Below are 22,887 nucleotides of genomic sequence, written 5' to 3'. Positions count from 1 at the left end.
GGGGCTTTCTTTTTTTGGAAGATTTCGTTTGAAAGCGTTTTTTTCGAAAAATTCTCTTTCTTTTTTTGCGAATCGTGCTAGGATAATAATATCAATGGACTACCAGGAGGCAAAGTGAGGGATGACAATGAAACGCGCGTACAACTTCAACGCCGGCCCGTCAGCGCTGCCGCTTCCGGTGCTTGAACGGGCGCAAAAAGAGCTGCTTAATTTTCAAAACACCGGCATGTCGGTTATGGAATTAAGCCACCGAAGCAAGGAATACGAGGCTGTCCATCATGCGGCGAAAGAGCGGCTCAAGCGGCTTCTAAATGTGCCGGACGGATATGACATTTTATTTTTGCAAGGCGGGGCGAGCCTGCAGTTTTCAATGGTGCCGATGAACCTCCTCACGGAAGGGAAAATCGGCTGTTATGTGCTGACCGGGGCATGGTCGGAGAAAGCGCTGAAAGAAGCGCAAAAAATCGGTTTGACAACGGTCGTCGCTTCGAGCAAAGAAGCGAACTACACATACATTCCGCCGCTTGATGACGTCCAATGGCCGAAAAACGCCGCCTATGTCCATATTACGTCAAACAACACGATCTTCGGCACTCAATGGAAGGAATTTCCAAACACGCCGGTTGACTTGGTCGCGGATATGTCGAGCGATATTTTAAGCCGTCCGTTCGATGTCAGTCAATTTGCCCTCATTTACGCCGGGGCGCAGAAAAATCTCGGCCCGTCAGGAGTCACGGTTGTCATTCTCCGCAACGATTTGCTTGAGCGCATTCCGGACGGGCTGCCGACGATGCTTGATTACCGGACGCACCAGAAGAGCAATTCGCTGTACAACACGCCGCCGACGTTTGCGATTTACATGCTGTCGCTCGTGCTCGAATGGGTCGAAGAGCAAGGCGGTGTGGCGGCGATGGAAGAGCGCAACCAGCAAAAGGCGGCCGTGCTGTATGAGGCGATTGATGAAAGCGGCGGCTTTTACAAACCGCACGCCGAAAAGGGGAGCCGTTCGCTCATGAACGTCACCTTTACGCTTCCAAATGAGGAGCTGACGAAAACGTTCCTCGCCGAGGCGAAAGAACGCGGGTTTGTCGGGCTCGGCGGGCACCGATCGGTTGGCGGCTGCCGGGCGTCGATTTACAACGCGGTGCCGCTTGAGGCGTGCGAAGCGCTCGCGTCGTTTATGAACGAGTTCCGCCGCCGTTTTGCCTGAAAATTTCTTCTTCACTTTTACACTGCAAAGTGATATAATGATAGAAAAATTCTCGAGCAAAAGATATAGACGAGGAGAGATGAGGAGAGATGAGCATGAATGTGAGAGCATTAGTATCGATGGCGCTGTTAGTCGGAATCGGAGCCGTGTTGCACGCGGTCATTCCGGGGTTGTTTTTCGGAATGAAGCCGGATATGATGCTGGCGATGATGTTTTTGGCGATTTTGCTTTTTCCAAACGTCAAAGCGGTCGGCCTTGTCGGCGTCGTCACTGGCTTGATCTCAGCCATGACGACGACGTTCCCGGGCGGACAGCTGCCGAATATGATCGATAAGATCATCACCGCCTTTGTCGTGTTTGCCCTAGCGACTTTGATGAAAGCATACAGCCAAACGGTCATTGGGGCTTCAGTGCTGGCGGCAGTCGGCACGGTCATTTCCGGCGGGGTGTTTTTGGCTGCGGCGCTCTTGCTTGTCGGGTTGCCGGGCGGAGCGACGTTTTCGGCGCTGTTTGTCACCATCGTGCTGCCGACAGCGGCGTTGAACGCAGTGGCGATGGCCATCATCTATCCGATCGCATCGTCGATTTTCCGACGGATGAACGTTACAGCGCACGTGTAGACGGCGAAAAACCCGATCATTGCTGGTCGGGTTTTTTGCTATCAAAGAGAGAGTAGGAAAAAAATACTTATGCTCCATTTGTTTTTAACGCGTATTAGACATAGCTGAGAAGCCAAGCGGTGAGCAAGCAAATGAACGCTATTCCAATATAGCGCAAAGTCCGTTCTTTCAGCAATGCTTTCGGCGGGTACGCCCGCGCTTTCCATAAGGCGAAAAATGCGTTTATAAAAAGACAGAAAAATAAGAATCCGACAGCGATAAGCAGCCATTGTATATACACCATGGCATTCTCCTCCTGTATGCGCCAAGCGCCTTATGCTTACTACTATGAATATGCAAAAAAAATCATAAAAATAAATACTTTTGTCTTTATTCCTTTTTGTTTTATTGATATAATGGAGAGTAAAAAATACGGTGAGGGAAGAGTGGGTGGAACGATGAAAGCGACAGAACAGCATTATTCCATCAAAGAGGCGATGTTATTCAGCCAACGAATTGCCCAGCTGAGCAAAGCGCTATGGAAATCGATTGAAAAAGATTGGCAGCGGTGGATCAAGCCGTTTGACTTGAACATTAACGAACATCACATTTTATGGATCGCCTACCACTTCAAAGGAGCCTCGATTTCGGAAATCGCCAAGTTCGGTGTGATGCATGTGTCGACGGCGTTCAACTTCTCAAAGAAATTAGAAGAAAAAGGATTGCTTTCGTTTTCCAAAAAACAGGATGACAAGCGCAATACGTACATTGAGTTGACGGAAAAAGGAGAAGAAGTGTTGATGAAGCTGATGGAGACGTATGACCCGACGAAAAATGCCGTTTTCAATGGGGCGTTGCCGTTGCGCGAGTTGTACGGAAAGTTTCCAGAAATTTTAGAAATGATGTGCATCGTCCGCAACATTTATGGCGATGATTTCATGGAAATTTTTGAGCGGGCGTTTGAAAACATTAAAGAAGATTTTATCGAGCAGGACGGCAAACTTGTCAAGCGAAAGCCGAAAACGGAAGAGCACGAGAAAGAATTGGCCAGCCAGGCTAACTGATGGTGCGAATGAGCGTTTTCAGCTCGGTCATCAGCGGGACAAACATTTGTTGGGCCAAAAGAGCGTCAACTGTCTGTTCCAGCGGAAGGTTCGGATGAAGCATCCCAGCAAACTGCACGAGCAGGGGAGTGAAAATCGTCAACCCTTCCGCTTTTTGCTGTTCGTATTGGTCGGCAAGCTCTTGGCAAAACGCCAAGAAGGCGTCGACTTCTTCTTTGGTCAAATCCGCGCGGATGATGAGGGAATAAAATGGTTTTTTCGTTTCGTCGATCATTTCCATCAGCAGAGACTGGTGAAATTCCAGCTTGGCCACTCGCTTTTCCAACGATTCCATATATCGTGCTCCTTTTGGTGACGAAAATGTGACCGTTTTTACGTATATTTTACCGAATTTGTGCGCATTCACCAATAGAAAAATCGGTTTGTGTCCGGAAAAAGAAAAATGATTGATTTCCAGCCATGAACGATGTAAAGTTAAAGCCATGGGCGGCGTTTGGTGAAGATCAAAGAGGAGGGGAACAGTTTTGGTGCTTTATTTCATCCTCCTGGCGGTTACGGTCTTATTTTTTATCAACCAGCTCACACACTCGCTTTGCGCGCAGCGTGACATCCCGGAGGAGCAGCAGCCGGCGGTTTTTCGCACGATTAATGTCCTTATTACGATTTTATTAATCTCTTCTTACTTTGAAGTGTTGTTTACATGACTTTTCCCTGCTCTGACGGTTGATGCGGGGATTGTTATGTTTTTCTTTTGATGGAGCGAGTTCCATTGTCGTTGCCTCTCCCTTCGTTTCAAGGAAGGCGGCAAAAAAGGGTGCTCCTTTTGCGGGAGCACCCTCTTTCGTTTAGTAGATGACGCAGGCGCAGCCGACAATGATTAGCAAAATAAACAGCACAACAATCAACGCAAAGCCTCCGGAATAAGGTGCGCTCATCGTAACACCCCCTTTCGGCAAGAAGAAGCCTGTCGAGCGCTTCATCCTCATCATATGTATGGCAAGCGTGCATGTTATGGGCGGATGACTAAAGCGGAAAGAGGTTTTTTTTTCATTGGAAATATGGTATAGTTATTGTCGTGGCTGAAGAGGCGAGCATGTTGTTTCTTGGGCGCGCTTGGGCGCCATTCGATCTGCGCCGCTTGAAAGCGTGGGAACATTCAATCGAAAAAAGATGTAGGAGTTGTGAAGCGAATGAAAAAATGGATGATGGCCGCTGCCGTCGTTTCGCTCATGGCTTTGTCGGCCTGCAGCAACGACGGTTCGGAAGCGATTGTGGAAACGAAAAACGGCAATATTACGAAAGACGAATTTTATAATGAGATGAAAGAGCGCGTCGGCAAATCCGTCCTTCGTGATTTGATTGACGAAAAAGTGTTGAGCAAAAAATACAAGGTAACCGATGAAGAGATCGACCGCGAAATCGAACGAATCAAGGAAGCGTATGGAACGCAATATGATTTGGCCGTGCAGCAGAACGGAGAAAAAGTGATCCGCGAAATGGTCAAGCTCGATTTGCTGCGGACGAAAGCGGCCGTTGAAGACATAAAAGTGACGGAGAAAGAGCTGAAGGAGTATTATGACAACTACAAGCCGAAAATTCGCGCCAGCCATATTTTGGTCAAAGATGAAAAAACAGCAAAAGAAGTAAAGGCGAAGCTTGATAAAGGCGAGGATTTCGCCAAGTTGGCCAAAGAATACTCCCAAGATCCAGGCTCGGCGTCCAACGGCGGCGATTTAGGCTGGTTTGGCCCAGGGAAAATGGTCAAGGAGTTTGAAGAAGCCGCCTATAAGCTGAAAGTCGGCGAAGTGAGCGATCCGGTGAAAACGGATTACGGCTACCATATCATTAAAGTGACGGACAAAGAAAAGAAAAGGTCGTTCAACGAAATGAAAGACGAAATTGCGTTTGAAGTCAAACGGAACAAGCTTGATCCTGCGACGATGCAGTCAAAAGTGGACAAATTGGTGAAAGATGCCGGTGTTGAGATCAAAGACAAAGATTTGCAAGATGTGATCGAGCAGCAAGGAAAACAGTAAAAAAACGGAAGCAGAACATCCCTGCTTCCGTTTTTTTATTTGTGGGCTTGACCTTTCTGCTGTTCAACAACGGGAGATCAGCCGAGCTGCTCGCGAATGGCGGCCGCGATCGCCTGCAGGTCAGCGGGCGTATAGTCGCTTGCATGCGACTTCCAGACCGCGCCAAACCCATCCCCTTTGCCGTAGCGTGGAATGAGGTGAAGATGGTAATGGAACACCGTCTGCCCCGCTTGCTCGCCATTGTTGTTCAATAAGTTGAGCCCGACCGGGGAAAATGCTCGCCTGAGTGCATTGGCAATCGTCGGCACTGCGCGAAACAGTTGGCCGGCCGCCTCCGACGTGAGGGTGAAAATGTTTTCCGTATGTACTTTCGGGATGACAAGCGTATGCCCTTTTGTCACTTGGCTGATGTCCAAAAACGCGAGCACATGGTCGTCTTCGTACACTTTCGCCGCGGGCAATTCGCCGTTAATGATTTTGCAAAAAATGCAATCGCTCACTGTGGTCACCCTTTCCTTCCTATTTTCTTCATTTTACCATAAAAAAACCGGGATGTAATCCCGCAACGCAGGTTACATCCCGGTTGGTGAAAAGGGGAGAGGATGATTCAAGCAAATGTGCGTTTGATGAACACCCCATTTGCAGCAAAAATTGGTTCGGCGTGAGCGCTTCCTTTGTTCAACGTGACCATCCCCTTTGGACAGGCTCGTTGCTTCCCAGCAACGAATGCGATGGTCGCTTCCTAGGAACGTTTACAACGTTTTGCGGCTCACAACGGTGTCTTTGACGAACACCCCATTTCGGATGGATCGTTCATCAACTTTTTGATTCCTCATCCCCTCTTCGCTATTTATCATGCCCGGCTTGAGTGAGTTTATGCAAAAGAACGGTGTGATCTTTTTTGGTAAGCGAGGCTATAGTTTGGTACAATGGGGACAAAGGCCAGAACGGAAAGGGAGCGGACGATGACGCTTTTAGAAGTGAAGGATCTATCCGGAGGCTACACGGCGCAAAACGTGCTTGAAGACGTGACGTTTGTGGTCGACCGCGGCGAAATGGTCGCCTTGATCGGCCTAAATGGAGCCGGCAAAAGCACGACGATCAAACATATTATCGGCTTGATGGAACCGCGCCGCGGCGCGATTTCCATTAACGGCTATCGGCTTGCGGACGGGCCGGAAACGTATCGAAGGCAGTTTGCTTATATCCCGGAAACGCCGGTGTTGTATGAAGAATTGACGCTTGAGGAACATTTGCGTCTAGCAGCGATGGCGTACGGGTTGAGCGAAGCAGAGTATGAACGCCGCCTTCCGCCGCTGCTTCGCGAGTTTCGATTGGAGCGGCGGCTTTCCTCGTTTCCGGCTCATTTTTCGAAAGGAATGAAGCAAAAAGTCATGATTGTATGCGCCTTTTTGCTTGAACCGCCGCTTTATATCATCGATGAGCCGTTTCTCGGCCTCGATCCGCTTGCCATTCACGCCCTGCTTGAGCGAATGAATGAACAGAAAGCGAAGGGGGCGGGCATTTTGCTGTCGACGCACATTTTAGCGACGGCAGAGCGGTATTGCGACTCATTCGTTATTTTGCACAACGGCCGCGTCAAGGCCAAAGGGACGCTCGATGACATTCGCCGCCAGTTCGGGCTGCGGGGGGCGTCGCTTGATGAACTGTACGTCGAATTGACAAAGGACGATGCGCCATGATTGACGCCCGCCGTCTTTGGAAGCAGCGTTTCCAATTGGAATGGCGAAAACGGATCCGCTACTTGCGCTATATGTTCAACGACCATTTGCTCGTCGGTTTGATCATTGTGCTTGGCGGCATAGCGGTGATGTACGAGCGCTGGGCGGCGGCGCTTCCTGACTCGTTTCCGTATCCGGCTATTGCGGCGGTCGTGTTCGGCTGGGCGGCGGCCGCTGGATCGGTGCGCACCTTGTTCCGCGAGGCGGATACGGTGTTTTTATTGCCGGCGGAAGAACGGCTCGGTCCGTATATTCAGCGGGCGTTTTTCGTCTCATGGTTATGGCAGGCGTACGGCCTTTCTTTGCTTTTGCTGTTGGCGGGTCCACTGCATGCTCGCTTTTCCCCGGTGTCATGGCCGCTTTTTTTGTTCGGTCTTTTCTGCTTCAAAGGATGGAGCTTATGGGCCAGTTGGCAAGGAAGCTACATCGCCGATCCGTCTTTTCATCGCTTTGGCGCATTTACGCGTTTCATCCTAGCGGCGGTGTTCGTTTATTTGGTGCTGGTTGCGGCCCCATGGCCATTTTTTGTCGTTTTGGTCGGTTTGATGGCCGTTCTGTCCATCTGTTTGTCACGGTTGACGAGAGGGAAAACATGGAAATGGGAACGGATCATCGTGGAAGAACAGCGAGCGGCCACGGCGTTTTACCGGCTGGCCAACTTGTTTACCGACGTTCCGGAATGGAGGGAGGCGGCAAAGCGGCGGCGCTGGCTTGATTCGCTGCTCGCTTTGATTCCGTACGACAAGCGGCATGTGTTTTTTCATTTGTATGCCCGCACGTTTTTGCGCGCCGGCGGGTATGCTGGTCTGTATGTCCGTCTCACTGCGATTGGAGGCTTCATGTTGGCTGTGATCGATCACCAATACGGGCGGGCGGCCATCGCATTTTTGTTTCTTTACGCGACCGCTGTTCAATTGGCCGCGCTGCCTTCCCATCATCGCTATTCGCTATGGCCGCGGCTGTACCCGTTGCCGCAGGCGCAACCGGATGCTGCGGCGGTTCGGTTGCTTTCCATTCTGCTGATTGGGCAAAATACGGTATTCCATCTCGTACTGTTGGCTGTTTCCCCGCGCCTTCTTTGGCTCGCCACTTGGCTTGGCGGAAACATATGGGGGCTTTGGATGGCAGGGCGGTACGTGCGCCTGCAACGTGGGCAGAAAGCCGGACGCTAGTGCTGTTTGTGCTGGCGCCGGCGTTTTTCATTTTCAATGGATGGCCGAAGCTTTCACACCTTTTTTCCCGCTTCATATGCTGTAGTACACCGGCCTGGGCGCATGTCCAGCGGGTCGGGCTGGAAGTTGGGAAGAAAGGGGAATGATTCATGGGTGTAGAGCTTGTAGCGCTGCACTGGATTTACTTGCTGTTCATCGTGCTCATTATTGGGTTTATGGTCGCCCGCAAAGATACATCGCTCATTTGCATTGCCGGCATCTTTTTATTGGCGGCGGTCGCTACCCATTCGTTGAGCGCGGCGGTCAGCGGAGTGTTTAACAGCTTTATTTACGCGATTACGGAGCTATTGCCGACGATTTTAGTCATCTCTATTATTGTGGCGATGAGCAAAGTGTTGTCGGCCACCGGCATCAATGATGTCATGGTTTCGCCGTTTGTCCGTTTCATCCGTACGCCGGCTTGGGCGTATTGGACGATCGGAATTTTGATGATGATCATTTCTTGGTTTTTCTGGCCGTCTCCGGCTGTTGCTCTCATGGGGGCAGTTCTGTTGCCGGCAGCGGTCCGAGTGGGCTTGCCGGCGTTGGGAGTGGCGATGGCGATGAACTTGTTCGGGCATGGCATCGCGCTTTCCGGCGATTTTATCATCCAAGGGGCGCCGAAATTAACGGCCGATGCCGCCGGGCTGCCGGTCGGCGATGTCATCGCTGCCAGTGTGCCGCTTGTTTTTGTAATGGGGGCCGTCACAACGGTCACGGCGTTTTACTTGCTGCGCCGTGACATGAAGCGAGGGCGACTGGCAAGCGGGGAGGAGGAAATGGCTGCAACGGTCGATTCGACGCTGGAGAAAACAAGTCATTTACTGACGGGACAAACGAAAAAATGGCTTGCGCTGTTGATTCCGATTTTGTTCGCCCTTGATGTCATCGCGATGTTTTATTTGCGGTTGCAAGGCGGGGAAGCGACCGCCTTGGTTGGTGGGACAGCGATTTTCATTTTGATTCTCATCTCCGTTCTCGCCCATCGGCAAGAAAGTTTTGCGGAAGTGACAAATTACTTTATTGAAGGGGTTCAGTTCGGGTTTAAAGTGTTCGGCCCTGTTATTCCGATCGCCGCGTTTTTCTATCTTGGCGATGCGGGGTTTGTGAAAATCATCGGCGACTATTTGCCACAGGCATCGCAAGGCATCGTCAACGATTTAGGGGTTGCCTTGGCTCATGCGGTGCCGCTGAACAATGAGGTGGGGGCGGTTACGCTCACGATCGTCGGGGCGATTACTGGTCTTGACGGCTCCGGGTTTTCCGGCATCTCGCTCGCCGGTTCGATCGCTCATTTGTTTTCTGTAGCGATCGGCGGCGGAACGGCAACGTTGACGGCGCTCGGCCAAATCGCCGCCATTTGGGTCGGCGGCGGCACGCTCGTTCCGTGGGCGCTCATTCCAGCCGCAGCGATCTGCGGGGTTGACCCGTTTGAGCTGGCGCGCCGCAACCTCATTCCTGTTGCTGTCGGCTTGGTGGTTACGACCGTTGTCGCCATGTTTCTCATCTGAACAGAAAGCTGTCCCGTGCGGCCGGGGCAGCTTTTTTGCTATAATGGGCATGGACTTAAAAATCGGTCGATTTTTTGACAGTTCGCCTTCTTCTCTATACATTGGGTACGGAAAGCTGTATAGTGAAAAGGAGATAGGCAATGTTTGAAGGCAAGAAAAGGCGAAACCATTGACGGGATTGTGAGGAAAGAAAGGCGGATGGAGATGGCTAGACAGATCAATGATACATTTTTGCGCGCCTGCCGCGGCGAACAAACATCGTACGTGCCGGTTTGGTATATGCGGCAAGCCGGACGGTCGCAGCCGGAGTATCGGGCGCTGAAAGAAAAATATTCGCTGTTTGAAATTACGCATCAACCGGAGCTTTGCGCGTACGTCACCAGACTTCCCGTTGAGCAATATGGCGTCGATGCCGCCATTTTATATAAAGACATTATGACACCGCTGCCGGCCATTGGCGTGAACGTCGAGATTCAGGGCGGCATCGGGCCGGTGATCGCAAATCCGATTCGCTCGCTTCAAGACGTCGAGCGGCTTGGGGAGATTGATCCAGAACATGATGTGCCGTATGTGTTTGAAACGATTCGGCTCCTTGTCAACGAACAGTTGGATGTGCCGCTCATCGGGTTTGCCGGGGCGCCGTTTACGTTGGCGAGCTACATGATTGAAGGCGGTCCGTCAAAAAATTATCATAAGACGAAAGCGTTCATGTATGCTGAACCGAAAGCGTGGTTCGCCTTAATGGACAAGCTCGCTGAGATGACGATCCGTTATGTGCGGGCGCAAATTCGGGCAGGGGCAAGCGCTGTGCAAATTTTTGATTCTTGGGTTGGCGCCGTTAGTGCTGACGATTACCGGACGTTTATCAAGCCGGCGATGGCGCGCATTTTTGCCGCTTTGCGGGAAGAAGGGGCTCCGCTCATTATGTTTGGCGTCGGCGCCAGCCACTTAGTGCATGAGTGGAACGATTTGCCGCTTGATGTCATCGGCCTTGACTGGCGGCTGTCGATTCGCGAAGCGCGCCGCCAAGGCATTGCGAAAGCGATTCAAGGCAACTTGGATCCGGCGGTGCTTCTTGCGCCGTGGGACGTGATCGAAGAACGGGTGAAGCGCATTTTGGACGAAGGGATGGAACGGCCGGGCTACATCTTCAACTTAGGCCACGGCATTTTTCCGGATGTTCAGCCGGCGACACTGAAGCGTCTGACCGCTTTTATCCACGAATATACGTCAACGAACTAAACGAGGGGGTGGCACAATGGTGAAAAAAACAGCGGGGCTGCTCGTGATGGCGTACGGAACGCCGTACCGGGAAGATGATATTGAACGGTATTATACGCACATTCGCCATGGGCGCAAGCCGCCGCAAGAACAAATCGAGGATTTAAAAGCGCGCTACCGGGCGATCGGCGGGTTGTCGCCGCTTGCGAAAATTACGGAAGAGCAGGCGAAACGGCTCGAGGAGCGGCTGAACGAAGTGCAAGATGAAGTCGAGTTTCGCATGTATTTAGGGCTCAAACATATTGAGCCGTTCATTGAGGATGCCGTCGAGCGCATGCATGATGACGGCATCAAAGAAGCGGTTGGGATCGTCCTAGCCCCTCATTATTCCACATTCAGCATTCGCTCGTACAATGAGCGGGCGAAAGCGGCAGCAAAAAAGCTCGGCGGACCGACCATTTACACGATTGATCAATGGTATGACGAGCCGAAGTTTTTGCAATATTGGGCAGAACAAGTGCGGGCGATTTTTGCCGCCATGCCGGAACGTGAGCGGGAGCGAGCTGTGCTGATCGTATCCGCACATAGTTTGCCGGAAAAAATTATTCAAGCCGGTGACCCGTATCCAACGCAGCTCGAAGATACAGCGAAACGAATTGCTGATCAAGCCGGCGTCGCCCACTATGCCGTCGGCTGGCAAAGCGCCGGTCAGACGCCGGAACCATGGCTTGGGCCGGACGTGCAAGACTTGACGCGCCAGCTTTACGAAGAGCGCGGCTATACGTCGTTCGTTTACGCGCCGGTCGGTTTTGTCGCCGACCATTTGGAAGTGTTGTATGACAACGACATTGAGTGCAAACAGGTGACGGAAGAGATCGGCGCCCGCTATTACCGACCGGAGATGCCCAACACGAATCCATTGTTTATTGATGCATTGGCGTCGGTTGTGTTAAAGCGGTGGGCGGAAGAAGGCGATCGACATGAATGAAGGGCAACGGACGGTCGTCATCATTGGCGGCGGCATTACCGGCTTGACGGCTGCTTACTACTTGCAAAAAGCGATTCGAGAGCAACGCCTCCCACTTGCATGCAAACTTGTCGAGGCGACGCACCGGCTCGGCGGAAAAGTGCAGACGGTCGTCCGCGACGGTTTTGTCATTGAACGCGGTCCAGACTCGTTTTTGGCGCGGAAAACGAGCGCGTTTCGCCTNTCGTTGTGATGAAAAGCGCGCCGAAAATCCCACTTGCATGCAAACTTGTCGAGGCGACGCACCGGCTCGGCGGAAAAGTGCAGACGGTCGTCCGCGACGGTTTTGTCATTGAACGCGGTCCAGACTCGTTTTTGGCGCGGAAAACGAGCGCGTTTCGCCTTGTGAAGGAAGTCGGCCTTGAACATGAGATCGTTCATAACGCGACCGGAACATCGTACATTTTGGTCAACGGCAAACTCTATCCAATTCCGGGCGGAGCGGTGATGGGCATTCCGACGCGCATCGCCCCGTTTTTAACGACCGGACTGTTTTCCCCGGCCGGCAAGCTGCGGGCGGCGCTTGACTTTGTGCTGCCGCCGGTGAAAGTCGATGGTGATATGCCGCTTGGCCGCTTCTTCCGCCGCCGCCTCGGCGATGAGGTGGTGGACAATCTCATTGAACCGCTGCTTTCCGGCATTTACGCCGGCGACATTGATGAGATGAGCCTAATGGCGACGTTTCCACAGTTTTTTCAGCTTGAGCAAAAATACGGAAGCCTTGTCCGTGGAGCGAGACGAACGACGCCGAAAGAGCAAAAAGAGCGGAAAGGGGCGTTCCAGACGTTAAAAACGGGCTTGCAGTCGCTCGTTGATGAAGTGGAAAAACGGCTTGAGCCGGGCAGCGTTATCAAAGGGGTGCGTGTCGAGCGGATCGTTCGCACCGATTCGGCGTATCGGCTGCAACTGAGCACAGGAGAGGTGTGGGGGGCAGACGGCATCATCGTGACAACGCCGCATCATGTTGTGCCCGACATGTTCGCTGACTATCCGTTTTTCGCCCCGTTCCGTTCAGTGCCGCTGACGTCGGTGGCGACGGTGGCGCTCGCATTTCCGGAGGAGGCGATCCGCCAAGACATTGACGGCACCGGGTTTGTCGTTTCGCGCCGCAGCGATTACACGATGACAGCGTGCACATGGACGCATAAAAAATGGCCGCACACCGCGCCGCCTGGCAAGGCGCTCTTGCGCTGCTACGTCGGGCGCCCGGGCGATGAGGAGATCGTCGACCAACCTGATGATGAGATCGTCCGCGTTGTATTGGATGATTTAAATAAAGTGATGAATATTGCCGGCCAACCGGAGTTCGCCGTCATCTCGCGCTGGAAGCGGGCCATGCCGCAATACACGGTCGGGCACCGCGAGCGGCTGGCGCACATTAAACGGCAGATGGGCGATGCGCTGCCGGGGGTGTTTTTGGCCGGCAGCTCATACGAAGGGCTCGGATTGCCGGATTGCATTGACCAAGGCGAAAAAGCGGTGCGTGACGTGCTTCTGTATTTGCAGCAAGCGCCAGTTCAACAGACGTCCGATCTGTACAGCAGCGTCCGTTAATCGACGGTTTTCCAACGCCCTGGTCCGTTCGCCGCTCACATTTGGACGTCGGTGCGGCCGCCAGCCGGTTGAAGCGAAAAGAAGCGGATGGCTGTTTGTCTCTGTTGGCTCGTGGAAGTGGTTTCCGCTGCAAAAGGGATGTGAAAAGAACGTGGGAGAAGCTTCAACGGCGCTTCTACCCATTTGCTTGGAAAGGATGAGGGAGCAGGAAGAAATTCCGTCCCCAATGCGACGGCCCTTTACATCCATGTTGTTTGATAGTATAATGGGTACGGGTTGACCAAATTGTTCATTTAGTCAATTTGAAGGATGAGGAGTATGGCAAGCGACCGCAAACGGCAAATCATCGAAGCGGCGGCCCAATCGTTTGCTGCCTTTGGCTACAAGGCGACGACGATGGAGCAGATCGCCAAGCTCGCCAACGTCGGCAAGGGGACGATCTATACGTTTTTTAAAAGCAAAGAGGAACTGCTTGATGAAATCGTCTCCGGATTGATTATGGAAATCAAGGCGGAAGCGGAGCTGGCGATGGACTCGTCGCTGCCGTTTTCCGAAAACGTCCACCGCGCCTTGTACCGCATTTTGGAATTTCGCCAGCGCCATCAGCTGACGGCGAAGCTGCTTCAAGAAGTGCGCAATATCGGTACGGCGGCGGTGCAAGAAGTGCTTGCCAAACTGGACCGGGCAATGGTCGAGTTCATTCGGCAAAAAATTGATGCGGCGGTGGAAAAAGGGGAGATTCGTCCGTGCAATTCGGAAATTACGGCATTTTTGATGCTCAAGACGTACATCGCCTTGATCGTCGATTGGGAAAAAGATCATGAACCGTTGACAAAAGAACAAATTGCTGAATTGTTTACGCTCTATTTTTTGCAAGGATTGTCGAGATAGATGATCCTCTTTTTTTGTTGGAAATTGACCATGCGGACAATTTGGTCATCTGTACAAAGGAGGGAGCGCCATATGCTGCGAAAAGAGATGCGGGCCATCGTGCTCCGCCCGAATTTGCTTGGCATTTGTTCACTTGGATCATCAGCATAACGTTTATGATGATTGTTCAATTCCTTGTCACCGTGTTTGACAACCCAGGCCGGTTTCTTGCCATTTTGCTATTGATTGCCCAGCTAGTTGGAAGCGCCGGCACGTATCCGATTGAGCTCGTTCCGGGTGCGTTGCAGTCGCTTCATCTGTGGCTGCCGATGGCCCATGCGATCCGTGGGTTGCGAGCAGTCATTTCAAGCGGCGATTTCTTGGTCATGTGGAAGGAAGCTGCGATATTGCTTGCGACAGCCGCGGTCTTTGCCTTGGCGACGCTCGTGTATTTTCTCCTTCGGTATCGCCGCCGTTATGCGGTATGGACGGAAACAGCGGCTCAAACGTGATGATTGAACCATGCCGTCTCGAAGGCGTCCTAAAAAGATTGGGACGCCTTTTTGCATTGGCCAATATCGGAATCAAACAACAGATGGAATTAAAACCATTTTCTAGGACGAGGGATTGCTTTTTGCGGATGGGCCGCCATTAGAACGTTGTGTGTGATGGCGCCCCTGAGATTGGCAAAAAAAATGCCTCTTAGCTGGAGGCAGTCAAGAGAAAAGGCAGGCTGCATTGGGGAACAGCCAAACGCCGGCGGGGCAGCCGGCGAACGTGACGCAAGGGCAGCGTCCGCTCACCTATTGGCGGTAAGCGGCGCCAAGGCAATCAGAGCACGTGTTGCCGTAGCATTCATGCTGCTCGTCAATCTCTTTGCCGCAGTGCAGACATTTTTTTGGCGGTAAGTTTCTGAAAAATTCCAACACTTTCATCAACATTCCGATCCCCTCCGTTGTCTTGGTAATTTTATTGTATTATAACACACAATAAAATGTCAATAGGTGTTTTAAAACAAAAATCAACAAAGATGAAAAAATAGGCGCGGTTGTGTATGATGAAGACAAAACGAATGGAAGGAGAGAACCGAAAATGAAAGTGACGGTCATCGGCTATTGGGGAGGATTCCCTGCCGCCAATGAAGCGACATCGGCGTATTTGTTCGAGCATGATGGATTTTGCCTGCTCGTTGATTGCGGCAGCGGGGCGCTTGCCAAGCTGCAAAACTATACGGCTGTGGAAAACTTAGATGCGGTCATCATCTCCCATTATCATTACGACCATATCGCCGACATCGGCCCGCTCCAATACGCGCGTCTCATTCATAAAAATTTGGGAGCTGACCTTCCCGTCTTGCCGATTTACGGCCATGTGGAAGACGAGGCGGCGTTTTCCCGCTTGACGCACAGCGGCATTACGGAAGGAATTGCCTATGACCCGAATGGGACGCTGGCTGTCGGGCCGTTTTCGATCACATTTATGAAAACAGTCCATCCGGTGCCATGCTACGCGATGCGCATTACTGCCGGCGGCAAGATGGTTGTTTATACGGCCGATTCAAGCTATATACCGGAGTTTCTTCCGTTTGCCAAAGGAGCCGACTTGCTCATTTGCGAGTGCAACTTTTACGCTGGGCAAAACGCGGCGCCGGCTGGGCATATGACGAGCGAGGAGGCGGCGGCCATCGCGGAGGGAGCACGTGTCGGAGAATTATGGTTGACGCATTTGCCACACGTTGGCCGGCACGAGCAGCTGGTTGAGGAGGCTGGCCGGACGTTTTGCGGTGTCATCCGCCTCGCCCACACCGGCCTAACATGGGCGCAATAGGCCAAAATAAGAGAGAACAGCAAAGGAAACGCTTTCCCTTGCCCTTTGCTGTTCTTTTTTTTATAATAAATATAGTTCGAATTTTTTTACTTATAAAATGAATGGTCATTCATTCATTTTGGGGGAGGAGCGTATATGAACGTAACGACGCGGTTGGCGCAAATCGCTAAGCAGTTGCCGGACAAGGAAGCGTATGTGTTCATGAAAGAGCGGTGCACGTATCAACAATTGGACGAAGCCATTTCCCGATTTGCCGACGGGTTGGCGCGGCTTGGCGTTCGCCGAGGCGACCATATCGCCTTGTTGCTTGGCAACTCGCCGCAGTTTGTCATCGGCTTGTACGGGGCGTTGCGGCTTGGGGCGACCGTCATTCCGATCAATCCCATTTACACGCCCGAGGAAATTTCTTATATTTTGCACAACGGCGACGTCAAGGCGGTGATCGGCCTCGACTTGCTCGCTCCGTTGTTTGTGGAGGCGAAGAAGCGGCTTCCGCTGCTCGAGCATGCGATCGTTTGTGAAACGCCGGAAGGGAAGGAGAAAGGTGTTTCGCTGTCGGAAGGGATGAAATCGTTTGCAGAAGTGTTGGCGGACGGCAGCCCGGACTTTACCGGACCTGAACTGGGTGATGACGATGTCGCCGTCATTTTGTACACATCGGGGACGACCGGCAAGCCGAAAGGGGCGATGCTCACTCATAAAAACATATACAGCAATGCGCAAGATACGGCTGATTATTTAGGCATCAATGAAAACGATCGCGTCATCGCCGCGTTGCCGATGTTTCATGTCTTTTGCTTGACCGTGGCGCTCAATGCCCCGCTGATGAACGGCGGAACGGTGCTCATCATGCCAAAGTTCAGCCCAGCAAAGTTGTTTCAGCTGGCCCGAGAGGAAAAAGCGACGATTTTTGCCGGCGTGCCGACGATGTACAATTTCCTTTATCAGTACGAAGGTGGAAGCGCGGACGATTTGCGGACGCTCCGCCTTTGCATCTCAGGAGGCGCTTCAATGCCGGTCGCTTTGCTTGAAAACTTTGAGAAAAAGTTCAACGTCATCATTTCGGAAGGATATGGGCTTTCGGAGGCGTCCCCTGTCACCTGCTTTAATCCGCTCGATCGGCCGCGCAAGCCTGGTTCGATTGGAACGAACATTAAAAACGTTGAAAATAAGGTCGTCAACGAATACGGAGAAGAAGTGCCCGTCGGCGAAGTTGGCGAGCTTGTCGTTCGCGGGCCGAACGTCATGAAAGGGTACTACAAAATGCCTGAAGAGACCTCGGCCGCCTTGCGCGACGGCTGGCTGCACACCGGTGATTTGGCGCGCATGGACGAGGACGGCTATTTCTACATCGTCGACCGAAAGAAAGAGATGATTATCGTCGGCGGCTACAACGTGTATCCACGCGAAGTCGAAGAAGTGCTGTACAGCCATCCGGATGTCGTTGAAGCCGCGGTGATCGGCGTGCCGGACCCGGATTACGGAGAGGCGGTGCGGGCGTATGTCGTCGCGAAAAATCCGGAGTTGACGGAAGCAGAGCTCATTGCTTACTGCCGTGAGCGGTTGGCAAAATATAAAGTGCCGAGCGCGATTGACTTTTTGGACGAGCTGCCGAAAAATGCGACAGGAAAAATTTTGCGAAGAGCGCTAAAAGAGCGGCTCGCGTCTTCCCATGCTTGATGGTGCTGAATTTTCAGCACCTTTTCTTTTTTTTGAATAGTATATTGAAAACAAGTAGATAAATTTATATAATTTAACACATAAAAGTTTAAAAGGACTAAACTTCTCTACATAGGGGGATGGGATCATGGGCCAATCGATTCGGCGGTTCGCCGCGGTGTGTGCAGCCAGCTTTTTGTTGCTTGGCGGCTGCGGCGGCGCGAAAGAGACGGGAAGCAGCCAGGGAAGCGGCGGGAAGAGCGGGAAAGAAAAGACGTACAAAATCGGCGTGACGCAAATTGTCGAGCATCCATCGCTCGATGCGGCGCGCAAGGGATTCCAGCAGGCGTTAAAAGACAAAGGGCTGTCCGTTGAGTATGACGTGCAAATCGCCCAAGGCGACCAAAGCAACAACCAAACGATCGCCAATAATTTTGTTTCGGACGGCGTCGACTTGATTTTTGCCAACTCAACGCCAAGCGCGCAGGCGGCGCTCAATGCGACAAAAGACATTCCAATCGTGTTCACTTCGGTGACTGACCCAGTCGGCGCACAGCTTGTCCAATCAATGGAAAAACCGGGCGGCAATGTGACGGGAACGACCGATACGCACCCGGAGGCCATTCCGAAAACGGTGCAGTTTATTGACAAATATATCAAAGGCAACCGTGTCGGCATGGTATATAACGCCGGCGAACAAAACTCAGTCGCTCAAATCGAACAGGTGAAAAAGGCGATGCAAGGAACGGACTTGCAAATCGTTCCTGCATCAGTATCGACATCAGCAGAGGTGAAGCAGGCGACCGAGTCGCTCGTCGGCAAAGTCGATTGTCTGTACATCATCACCGACAACACGGTCGTCTCGGCGCTCGAGTCGGTGATCCAGGTGGCGAATGAACACGACATTCCGCTTTTTGTTGGTGAACTGGATTCCGTCAAGCGCGGCGGTTTTGCGGCGTACGGGTTCGACTATTATGACATCGGCTACGAAGCGGGGGAAATGGCGGCGCAAATTTTGCAAGACGGCAAAAAGCCAGCCGATTTGCCGGTGCAATATCCACAAAAATTGAAGCTTGTCATCAACAAAAAAGCAGCGCAAGAAATGGGCATCAAGCTCAATCCGGAATGGGATTCCATTGCGGAATATATTGAATAAGCGGCCGTCCCTCCTTCGATGAAGGAGGGGGGCCAAAAAAGTAGGGAAAAGTGCGTTTTGGCACTCAACGTGTCACATGCGCCTTTGGTGTGTTTCCGAAAAGGTAGGTGAAAAGTTGTGTGGACAGCGATGTTCAGTTCCGTCGAAGCCGGCTTGATTTACGCCGTGATGGCGCTCGGCGTCTATTTATCGTTTCGCATTTTGGATTTTCCCGATCTGACGGTTGACGGCAGCTTCGTCACCGGCGCGTCCGTCGCCGCCGTGCTGATTGTCAATGGAGCCAATCCGTTTGCCGCCTCAGCCGCGGCGCTTTTGGCCGGCTTTGCCGCCGGGGTGTTGACTGGGCTTTTGCATACGAAAGGGAAAATCAATCCACTGTTATCCGGCATTTTAATGATGATCGCTTTGTATTCGGTCAATTTGCGCATTATGGGCAAATCGAACGTTCCGCTGTTGCAGCAGGAAACGGTCATCACAAAAATCACAGCCGCCTGGCGGCAAGCCGGATTGGATGCGGCGCTCAACCGACTCGTTTCCTTCACCGGTTTTGCGCCGCGGACATGGGCGGTGCTTGTGTCAATGGCGATTGTCGCGCTAATGGTCAAAGGGCTGTTGGATTGGCTGCTGAAAACAGAAGTGGGGATCGCCTTGCGGGCAACTGGAGACAACAAGCCGATGGTGGCGAGCTTTTCCGCCAACACCGATTGGTTGATCGTGTTTGGCCTTGGGCTGTCGAACGCGCTCGTGGCGCTTTCCGGAGCGCTCGTCGCCCAGTATGGCGGATTCAGCGACGTCGGGATGGGAATCGGGATGATCGTCATTGGGCTCGCTTCCGTCATCATCGGGGAGGCGTTGTTTGGCGCCCGTTCGGTCGCACGCGCGACGTGGGCGGTCATCGGCGGCGCCATCGTCTACCGTCTTATTTTGGCGCTCGCTTTGCGCGTCGAGTTTTTGGAGACGGGCGATGTGAAATTGATTACCGCGCTCATTGTCATGCTGGCGCTCGTCGTGCCCAACACGTTGGCGGCGCAAAAAGAACGGCAGCGGAAAAAGCGGAGGGTGCGGCAGTTGGAGAGGGGGGAAACCGTTGCTGGAGCTGAAACGAATTACAAAAGTGTTTAACGAAGGAACGGCTGACGAGAAAATCGCTTTGCGCGGCATTGATCTGACGCTTGCCCCCGGCGATTTCGTCACCGTCATCGGCAGCAACGGCGCCGGCAAGTCTACGCTCATGAACATCATTTCCGGACGGCTGTCTCCTGATACCGGCGAAGTGTGGATCAACGGCTGCGATGTAACCGCGCTCAAGGAGCATGCGCGCGCCCGCTACATCGGCCGCGTCTTTCAAGACCCGATGGCCGGCACCGCCCCGCATATGACGATTGAGGAAAATTTGGCGCTCGCCTACAACCGGACGAAGCGGCGCACGTTAAGTCTTGGCGTCACGAAGCAAAAGCGCGAGTGGTTTCGGGAAACGTTGCGAACGCTTCATTTAGGGCTTGAAGACCGGCTCGCCGCCAAAGTCGGACTTCTTTCCGGCGGGGAGCGGCAGGCGCTTTCCTTGTTGATGGCGACGTTTACAAAACCGGATGTGCTGTTGCTCGATGAACATACCGCCGCCCTTGATCCGGCGCGGGCGGAGTTGGTCACGGAGTTGACGAAGCAAATTGTTGAGCAGCACCGCCTGACGACGCTCATGGTGACGCACAACATGGAGCAGGCGATTCGCCTTGGCAACCGGTTGATCATGATGGATGGCGGGCAAATCATTTTTGCCGCAGAAGGAAAGGAGAAAGAGGAGCTGACGGTCGAGCGGCTGCTTGAGGCATTCCAACGCATCCGCGGCAGCCAGTTTGCGAGCGACCGCGCCGTGCTCAGCTCATAAACGAAATGAGGTGTTTTTCGGCTGTTTTTTTTACTTGGTTNTGGATGGCGGGCAAATCATTTTTGCCGCAGAAGGAAAGGAGAAAGAGGAGCTGACGGTCGAGCGGCTGCTTGAGGCATTCCAACGCATCCGCGGCAGCCAGTTTGCGAGCGACCGCGCCGTGCTCAGCTCATAAACGAAATGAGGTGTCCTTCTTTGGCTAGGGGACACCTCTTCTGTTCGGCCGGCCGGTCAGATATTTTGGGTTTCTCGCTGCGTCGCTTGTCGGTAGGCGGCTTGCAGCGCCTTCGTCACCGCCCCTGGCGCGCCGCTTCGGATCACCGTTTCGTCGACTTGAATAATCGGGATAATCGCTGACGTCGTGCTCGTTAAAAACAGTTCGTCCGCCTCCGCAAGGTCGTTGGTGGAAAACGCTTCTTCGACAAATGGAATGCCAAGCTCAGCGCAAAACTGCTTCACTTTCGTGCGGACGATGCCGTTTAAAATCCGTGCCGTGGCCGGATGGGTGTACACCGTTTCATTTTTGACAAGGAAAATGTTTGACGAGCTGCCTTCGGTTACGACGCCGTCGCGATGCAAAATCGCTTCAAACGCTCCGCGCTCAACCGCTTCTTGTTTAGCCAATACGTTGGGCAATAAGTTCAAGCTTTTAATGTAACAGTATTCCCAGCGGACATCTTTCGTCAAAATCGTGCGCACCCCATGTGTCATTTCCTCGGTTTTCCGCGCCATCGGCTGGATGTAGGCGTACAAGTTCGGCCGGTTTTCCGCCGGAAACGCATGGTTGCGCGGGAAGCTGCCGCGCGTCATTTGCAAATACAAAATCGCATCTTCCTGCACATCGTTGAGGCGGCGAAGCTCCTCAAGCTGTTCGATGAGCTCTTCGCAGCCAAACGGAACGGATAGGCGAATGGCGGCCGCTGAACGGTACAGCCGGTCAAGATGCTCGCGAAGCCAAACGTATATCCCGTTATATAAGCGGACGACTTCGTAGACGCCATCACCGAATTGCAAGCCGCGCTCTTCCATCGGGTACGTGACTTGTTCATAACGGAAAATGCCGCGGTCGGTTAATACATACGGTTTCACTGACATGGACGTGCACTCCTTTTCTGTTGCCATCAATCATGAATCAGTTTGATTATATCATAGATTGGCCTCTCTCTGCGTTTGTCTCGTGTTTGGCGTGAGCAGAAACAATGGATGGACGTTCGGGTTGCGAAACGAAAGGAATTTTTAGATAATAAAGTTATCAATCTAGTCAAATGGAGGGGATGAATGGATGGAAACGACATGGGCAGCCGGCAAGATGGCGCCGTTTCGCCAAGGGCTGCAAGCAGGAGTAGCGATCGCCATCGGCTATATGCCGATCGCGCTGGCGTTTGGGCTGCTCGCCAAAACAACCGGACTGACGTTCGCCGAGACTGTGCTCATGAGCATCGTCGTCTTCGCCGGCGCCTCGCAATATATCGCGTTAAGTCTGCTTACCGCTGGCACTGGGGTGTTTGAAATCGTGTTGACGACATTCATATTAAACATTCGCCATTTTTTAATGTCGGCGTCCCTTAATGAAAAGGCTGAGCCGGACGCGCTTTGGAAAAAAGCGTTGTACGCCTTTGGCATTACAGATGAAACGTTTTCGGTGGCGGCGATGAAAGAAGGAACGATCAACGCCTCGTATATGTTTGGGCTCATTGCCATGGCGTATGGCAGTTGGGTCGTCAACTCGGGCATTGGTTATGCCGCTGGGGCCGGTTTGCCGGAAAGTTTGCAAGAAAGTATGTCCATTGCCTTGTATGCCATGTTTATCGGCCTGCTCGTTCCAGCGTTGAAAAAGCAGCGGAAAATCGTCTGGCTGGCGGGGCTGTCGGCTTTATTCAACTCGATCGGCACGTTTGCTCTTCACTTGTCGAAAGGCTGGTCGATCGTTTTGGCTACATTGTTGTCGGCCATCATCGTTCAATGGCTGACGAAGGAAGGGGGAAACGGCGGTGAATAGCACAATCGTATGGATGATCATCGGCATGGGGGTCGTGACGTATTTGCCGCGCCTGTTGCCGTTTGTGTTGCTCGGCGGCGTCGAGCTGCCGTCGTTTTGGCAAGGAGTGCTGAAAAATGTGCCGTATGCGGTGCTCGGGGCGCTCATTATTCCTGACGTTTTTTTCATCCAAGATGATTTTTGGTTCGGTGTCATCGGTTTTGCGGCGGCCGTCATCACAGCTTGGCTTGGGGCCAACGTCATGATCGTCGTGCTTGCGGCGGTTGCAGCGCTCAGCCTGTATTCGTTATTTGTTTAAAAAGGGAAGCGGACATCG

Annotated in this window: 25 protein-coding genes and 2 pseudogenes; 21 read left to right on the top strand and 6 right to left on the bottom strand. The window is 52.6% G+C overall.

Going from position 1 to position 22,887, the window contains the following annotated elements; all coding sequences use genetic code 11:
* Window positions 1-127: 127 nt before the first annotated feature.
* Together serC and T260_RS130840 are read left to right on the top strand one after the other, a co-directional pair.
* Window positions 128-1,210: a 3-phosphoserine/phosphohydroxythreonine transaminase gene (gene serC / locus T260_RS130835; protein WP_011230153.1), complete on the top strand. Its 1,083-nt coding sequence runs from the start codon at window positions 128-130 to the stop codon at window positions 1,208-1,210.
* A 95-nt stretch (window positions 1,211-1,305) separates the two neighbouring features.
* On the top strand, window positions 1,306-1,830 hold the full coding sequence (locus T260_RS130840; RefSeq protein ID WP_011230154.1) for a tryptophan transporter: 525 nt from the start codon (window positions 1,306-1,308) through the stop codon (window positions 1,828-1,830).
* 94 nt (window positions 1,831-1,924) lie between these two features.
* Here the strand turns inward: T260_RS130840 and yhzF are convergent, their stop codons facing one another.
* A complete protein-coding gene (yhzF, locus tag T260_RS130845) occupies window positions 1,925-2,113 on the bottom strand; it encodes a membrane protein YhzF (protein ID WP_013146234.1) in 189 nt (62 codons plus the stop codon).
* Window positions 2,114-2,267: 154 nt separating this feature from the next.
* On the opposite strand from yhzF, the gene T260_RS130850 reads away from it, so the two are divergent.
* Window positions 2,268-2,873 carry an HTH-type transcriptional regulator Hpr gene (locus T260_RS130850; RefSeq protein WP_011230156.1) on the top strand — a complete coding sequence of 202 codons (606 nt, stop codon included), beginning with the start codon at window positions 2,268-2,270 and terminating at the stop codon, window positions 2,871-2,873.
* On the opposite strand, the gene T260_RS130855 is transcribed toward T260_RS130850, so the two are convergent.
* Window positions 2,866-3,207: a YhaI family protein gene (locus tag T260_RS130855; RefSeq protein ID WP_011230157.1), complete on the bottom strand. Its 342-nt coding sequence runs from the start codon at window positions 3,205-3,207 to the stop codon at window positions 2,866-2,868. The genes T260_RS130850 and T260_RS130855 overlap by 8 nt on opposite strands.
* A 190-nt stretch (window positions 3,208-3,397) precedes the next feature.
* Between T260_RS130855 and T260_RS130860 the strand changes: the two genes are divergently transcribed.
* Window positions 3,398-3,577 (top strand): hypothetical protein, encoded by a 180-nt coding sequence (locus T260_RS130860; protein ID WP_011230158.1) that lies wholly within the window; start codon window positions 3,398-3,400, stop codon window positions 3,575-3,577.
* Between the two features lie 141 nt (window positions 3,578-3,718).
* Here T260_RS130860 and T260_RS1000000138740 read toward each other — a convergent pair whose 3' ends face one another.
* Entirely contained in the window at window positions 3,719-3,808 is a 90-nt protein-coding gene (locus tag T260_RS1000000138740; RefSeq protein ID WP_021322511.1) for a YjcZ family sporulation protein, read from the bottom strand.
* Between the two features lie 255 nt (window positions 3,809-4,063).
* Between T260_RS1000000138740 and T260_RS130865 the strand changes: the two genes are divergently transcribed.
* The gene (locus T260_RS130865) at window positions 4,064-4,909 is read left to right on the top strand and encodes a peptidylprolyl isomerase (RefSeq protein ID WP_023633884.1); all 846 of its coding nucleotides are present in this window, start codon (window positions 4,064-4,066) and stop codon (window positions 4,907-4,909) included.
* Window positions 4,910-4,986: 77 nt separating this feature from the next.
* Here the strand turns inward: T260_RS130865 and T260_RS130870 are convergent, their stop codons facing one another.
* Window positions 4,987-5,409: an HIT family protein gene (locus T260_RS130870; protein WP_014194996.1), complete on the bottom strand. Its 423-nt coding sequence runs from the start codon at window positions 5,407-5,409 to the stop codon at window positions 4,987-4,989.
* 465 nt (window positions 5,410-5,874) lie between these two features.
* Here T260_RS130870 and T260_RS130875 point away from each other — a divergent pair, with 465 nt between their 5' ends.
* From T260_RS130875 to T260_RS130905, 8 genes and pseudogenes are all read left to right on the top strand, one after another.
* Window positions 5,875-6,612, top strand: a complete 738-nt coding sequence (locus tag T260_RS130875) for an ABC transporter ATP-binding protein (protein WP_011230161.1) — start codon at window positions 5,875-5,877, stop codon at window positions 6,610-6,612.
* Window positions 6,609-7,823 carry an ABC transporter permease gene (locus T260_RS130880; RefSeq protein WP_023633883.1) on the top strand — a complete coding sequence of 405 codons (1,215 nt, stop codon included), beginning with the start codon at window positions 6,609-6,611 and terminating at the stop codon, window positions 7,821-7,823. Before T260_RS130875 ends, T260_RS130880 begins: the two co-directional genes overlap by 4 nt.
* Before the next feature lie 149 nt (window positions 7,824-7,972).
* The gene (locus T260_RS130885; protein ID WP_023633882.1) at window positions 7,973-9,373 is read left to right on the top strand and encodes a hypothetical protein; all 1,401 of its coding nucleotides are present in this window, start codon (window positions 7,973-7,975) and stop codon (window positions 9,371-9,373) included.
* Window positions 9,374-9,577: 204 nt separating this feature from the next.
* The gene (gene hemE / locus T260_RS130890) at window positions 9,578-10,615 is read left to right on the top strand and encodes a uroporphyrinogen decarboxylase (RefSeq protein ID WP_025038854.1); all 1,038 of its coding nucleotides are present in this window, start codon (window positions 9,578-9,580) and stop codon (window positions 10,613-10,615) included.
* Window positions 10,616-10,631: 16 nt separating this feature from the next.
* Entirely contained in the window at window positions 10,632-11,582 is a 951-nt protein-coding gene (gene hemH, locus T260_RS130895) for a ferrochelatase (RefSeq protein ID WP_011230165.1), read from the top strand.
* A pseudogene (gene hemY, locus T260_RS0120095) lies at window positions 11,575-13,175 on the top strand (protoporphyrinogen oxidase). Before hemH ends, hemY begins: the two are co-directional and overlap by 8 nt.
* Window positions 13,176-13,493: 318 nt before the next feature.
* Window positions 13,494-14,066: a TetR/AcrR family transcriptional regulator gene (locus tag T260_RS130900; protein WP_011230167.1), complete on the top strand. Its 573-nt coding sequence runs from the start codon at window positions 13,494-13,496 to the stop codon at window positions 14,064-14,066.
* 155 nt (window positions 14,067-14,221) lie between these two features.
* Window positions 14,222-14,557, top strand: coding sequence for an ABC-2 transporter permease (locus T260_RS130905; RefSeq protein WP_236620425.1), 336 nt, complete (start codon window positions 14,222-14,224; stop codon window positions 14,555-14,557).
* Window positions 14,558-14,848: 291 nt separating this feature from the next.
* Here T260_RS130905 and yhfH read toward each other — a convergent pair whose 3' ends face one another.
* Window positions 14,849-14,986, bottom strand: coding sequence for a protein YhfH (gene yhfH / locus T260_RS1000000138730; RefSeq protein ID WP_011230169.1), 138 nt, complete (start codon window positions 14,984-14,986; stop codon window positions 14,849-14,851).
* Between the two features lie 151 nt (window positions 14,987-15,137).
* On the opposite strand from yhfH, the gene T260_RS130910 reads away from it, so the two are divergent.
* The 6 genes and pseudogenes from T260_RS130910 to T260_RS1000000139495 all read left to right on the top strand — a co-directional run.
* Complete coding sequence (locus T260_RS130910) at window positions 15,138-15,872, top strand: MBL fold metallo-hydrolase (protein ID WP_023633880.1); 735 nt, start codon at window positions 15,138-15,140, stop codon at window positions 15,870-15,872.
* A 135-nt stretch (window positions 15,873-16,007) separates the two neighbouring features.
* Window positions 16,008-17,552, top strand: a complete 1,545-nt coding sequence (locus T260_RS130915; protein ID WP_014195010.1) for a fatty acid--CoA ligase family protein — start codon at window positions 16,008-16,010, stop codon at window positions 17,550-17,552.
* Window positions 17,553-17,679: 127 nt separating this feature from the next.
* Window positions 17,680-18,687 (top strand): ABC transporter substrate-binding protein, encoded by a 1,008-nt coding sequence (locus T260_RS130920; protein ID WP_023633879.1) that lies wholly within the window; start codon window positions 17,680-17,682, stop codon window positions 18,685-18,687.
* 129 nt (window positions 18,688-18,816) lie between these two features.
* Window positions 18,817-19,809: an ABC transporter permease gene (locus T260_RS130925; protein ID WP_011230173.1), complete on the top strand. Its 993-nt coding sequence runs from the start codon at window positions 18,817-18,819 to the stop codon at window positions 19,807-19,809.
* On the top strand, window positions 19,775-20,572 hold the full coding sequence (locus T260_RS130930; protein ID WP_011230174.1) for an ABC transporter ATP-binding protein: 798 nt from the start codon (window positions 19,775-19,777) through the stop codon (window positions 20,570-20,572). The genes T260_RS130925 and T260_RS130930 overlap by 35 nt, the downstream gene beginning before the upstream one ends.
* Window positions 20,573-20,606: 34 nt before the next feature.
* A pseudogene (locus T260_RS1000000139495) lies at window positions 20,607-20,747 on the top strand (ABC transporter ATP-binding protein); the annotation flags it as partial.
* 56 nt (window positions 20,748-20,803) lie between these two features.
* Here the strand turns inward: T260_RS1000000139495 and dat are convergent.
* On the bottom strand, window positions 20,804-21,667 hold the full coding sequence (gene dat / locus T260_RS130935) for a D-amino-acid transaminase (protein WP_011230175.1): 864 nt from the start codon (window positions 21,665-21,667) through the stop codon (window positions 20,804-20,806).
* A gap of 187 nt (window positions 21,668-21,854) precedes the next feature.
* Between dat and T260_RS130940 the strand changes: the two genes are divergently transcribed.
* Window positions 21,855-22,571 carry an AzlC family ABC transporter permease gene (locus T260_RS130940; RefSeq protein WP_023633877.1) on the top strand — a complete coding sequence of 239 codons (717 nt, stop codon included), beginning with the start codon at window positions 21,855-21,857 and terminating at the stop codon, window positions 22,569-22,571.
* Window positions 22,564-22,869: an AzlD domain-containing protein gene (locus T260_RS130945; protein ID WP_011230177.1), complete on the top strand. Its 306-nt coding sequence runs from the start codon at window positions 22,564-22,566 to the stop codon at window positions 22,867-22,869. Before T260_RS130940 ends, T260_RS130945 begins: the two co-directional genes overlap by 8 nt.
* The last annotated feature ends 18 nt before the right edge of the window (window positions 22,870-22,887 follow it).

The sequence above is a fragment of the Geobacillus thermopakistaniensis genome, assembly GCF_000498995.1.
Taxonomy (GTDB): Bacteria; Bacillota; Bacilli; order Bacillales; family Anoxybacillaceae; genus Geobacillus; species Geobacillus thermoleovorans.
This window is presented reverse-complemented; position numbering and strand designations above follow the sequence as displayed.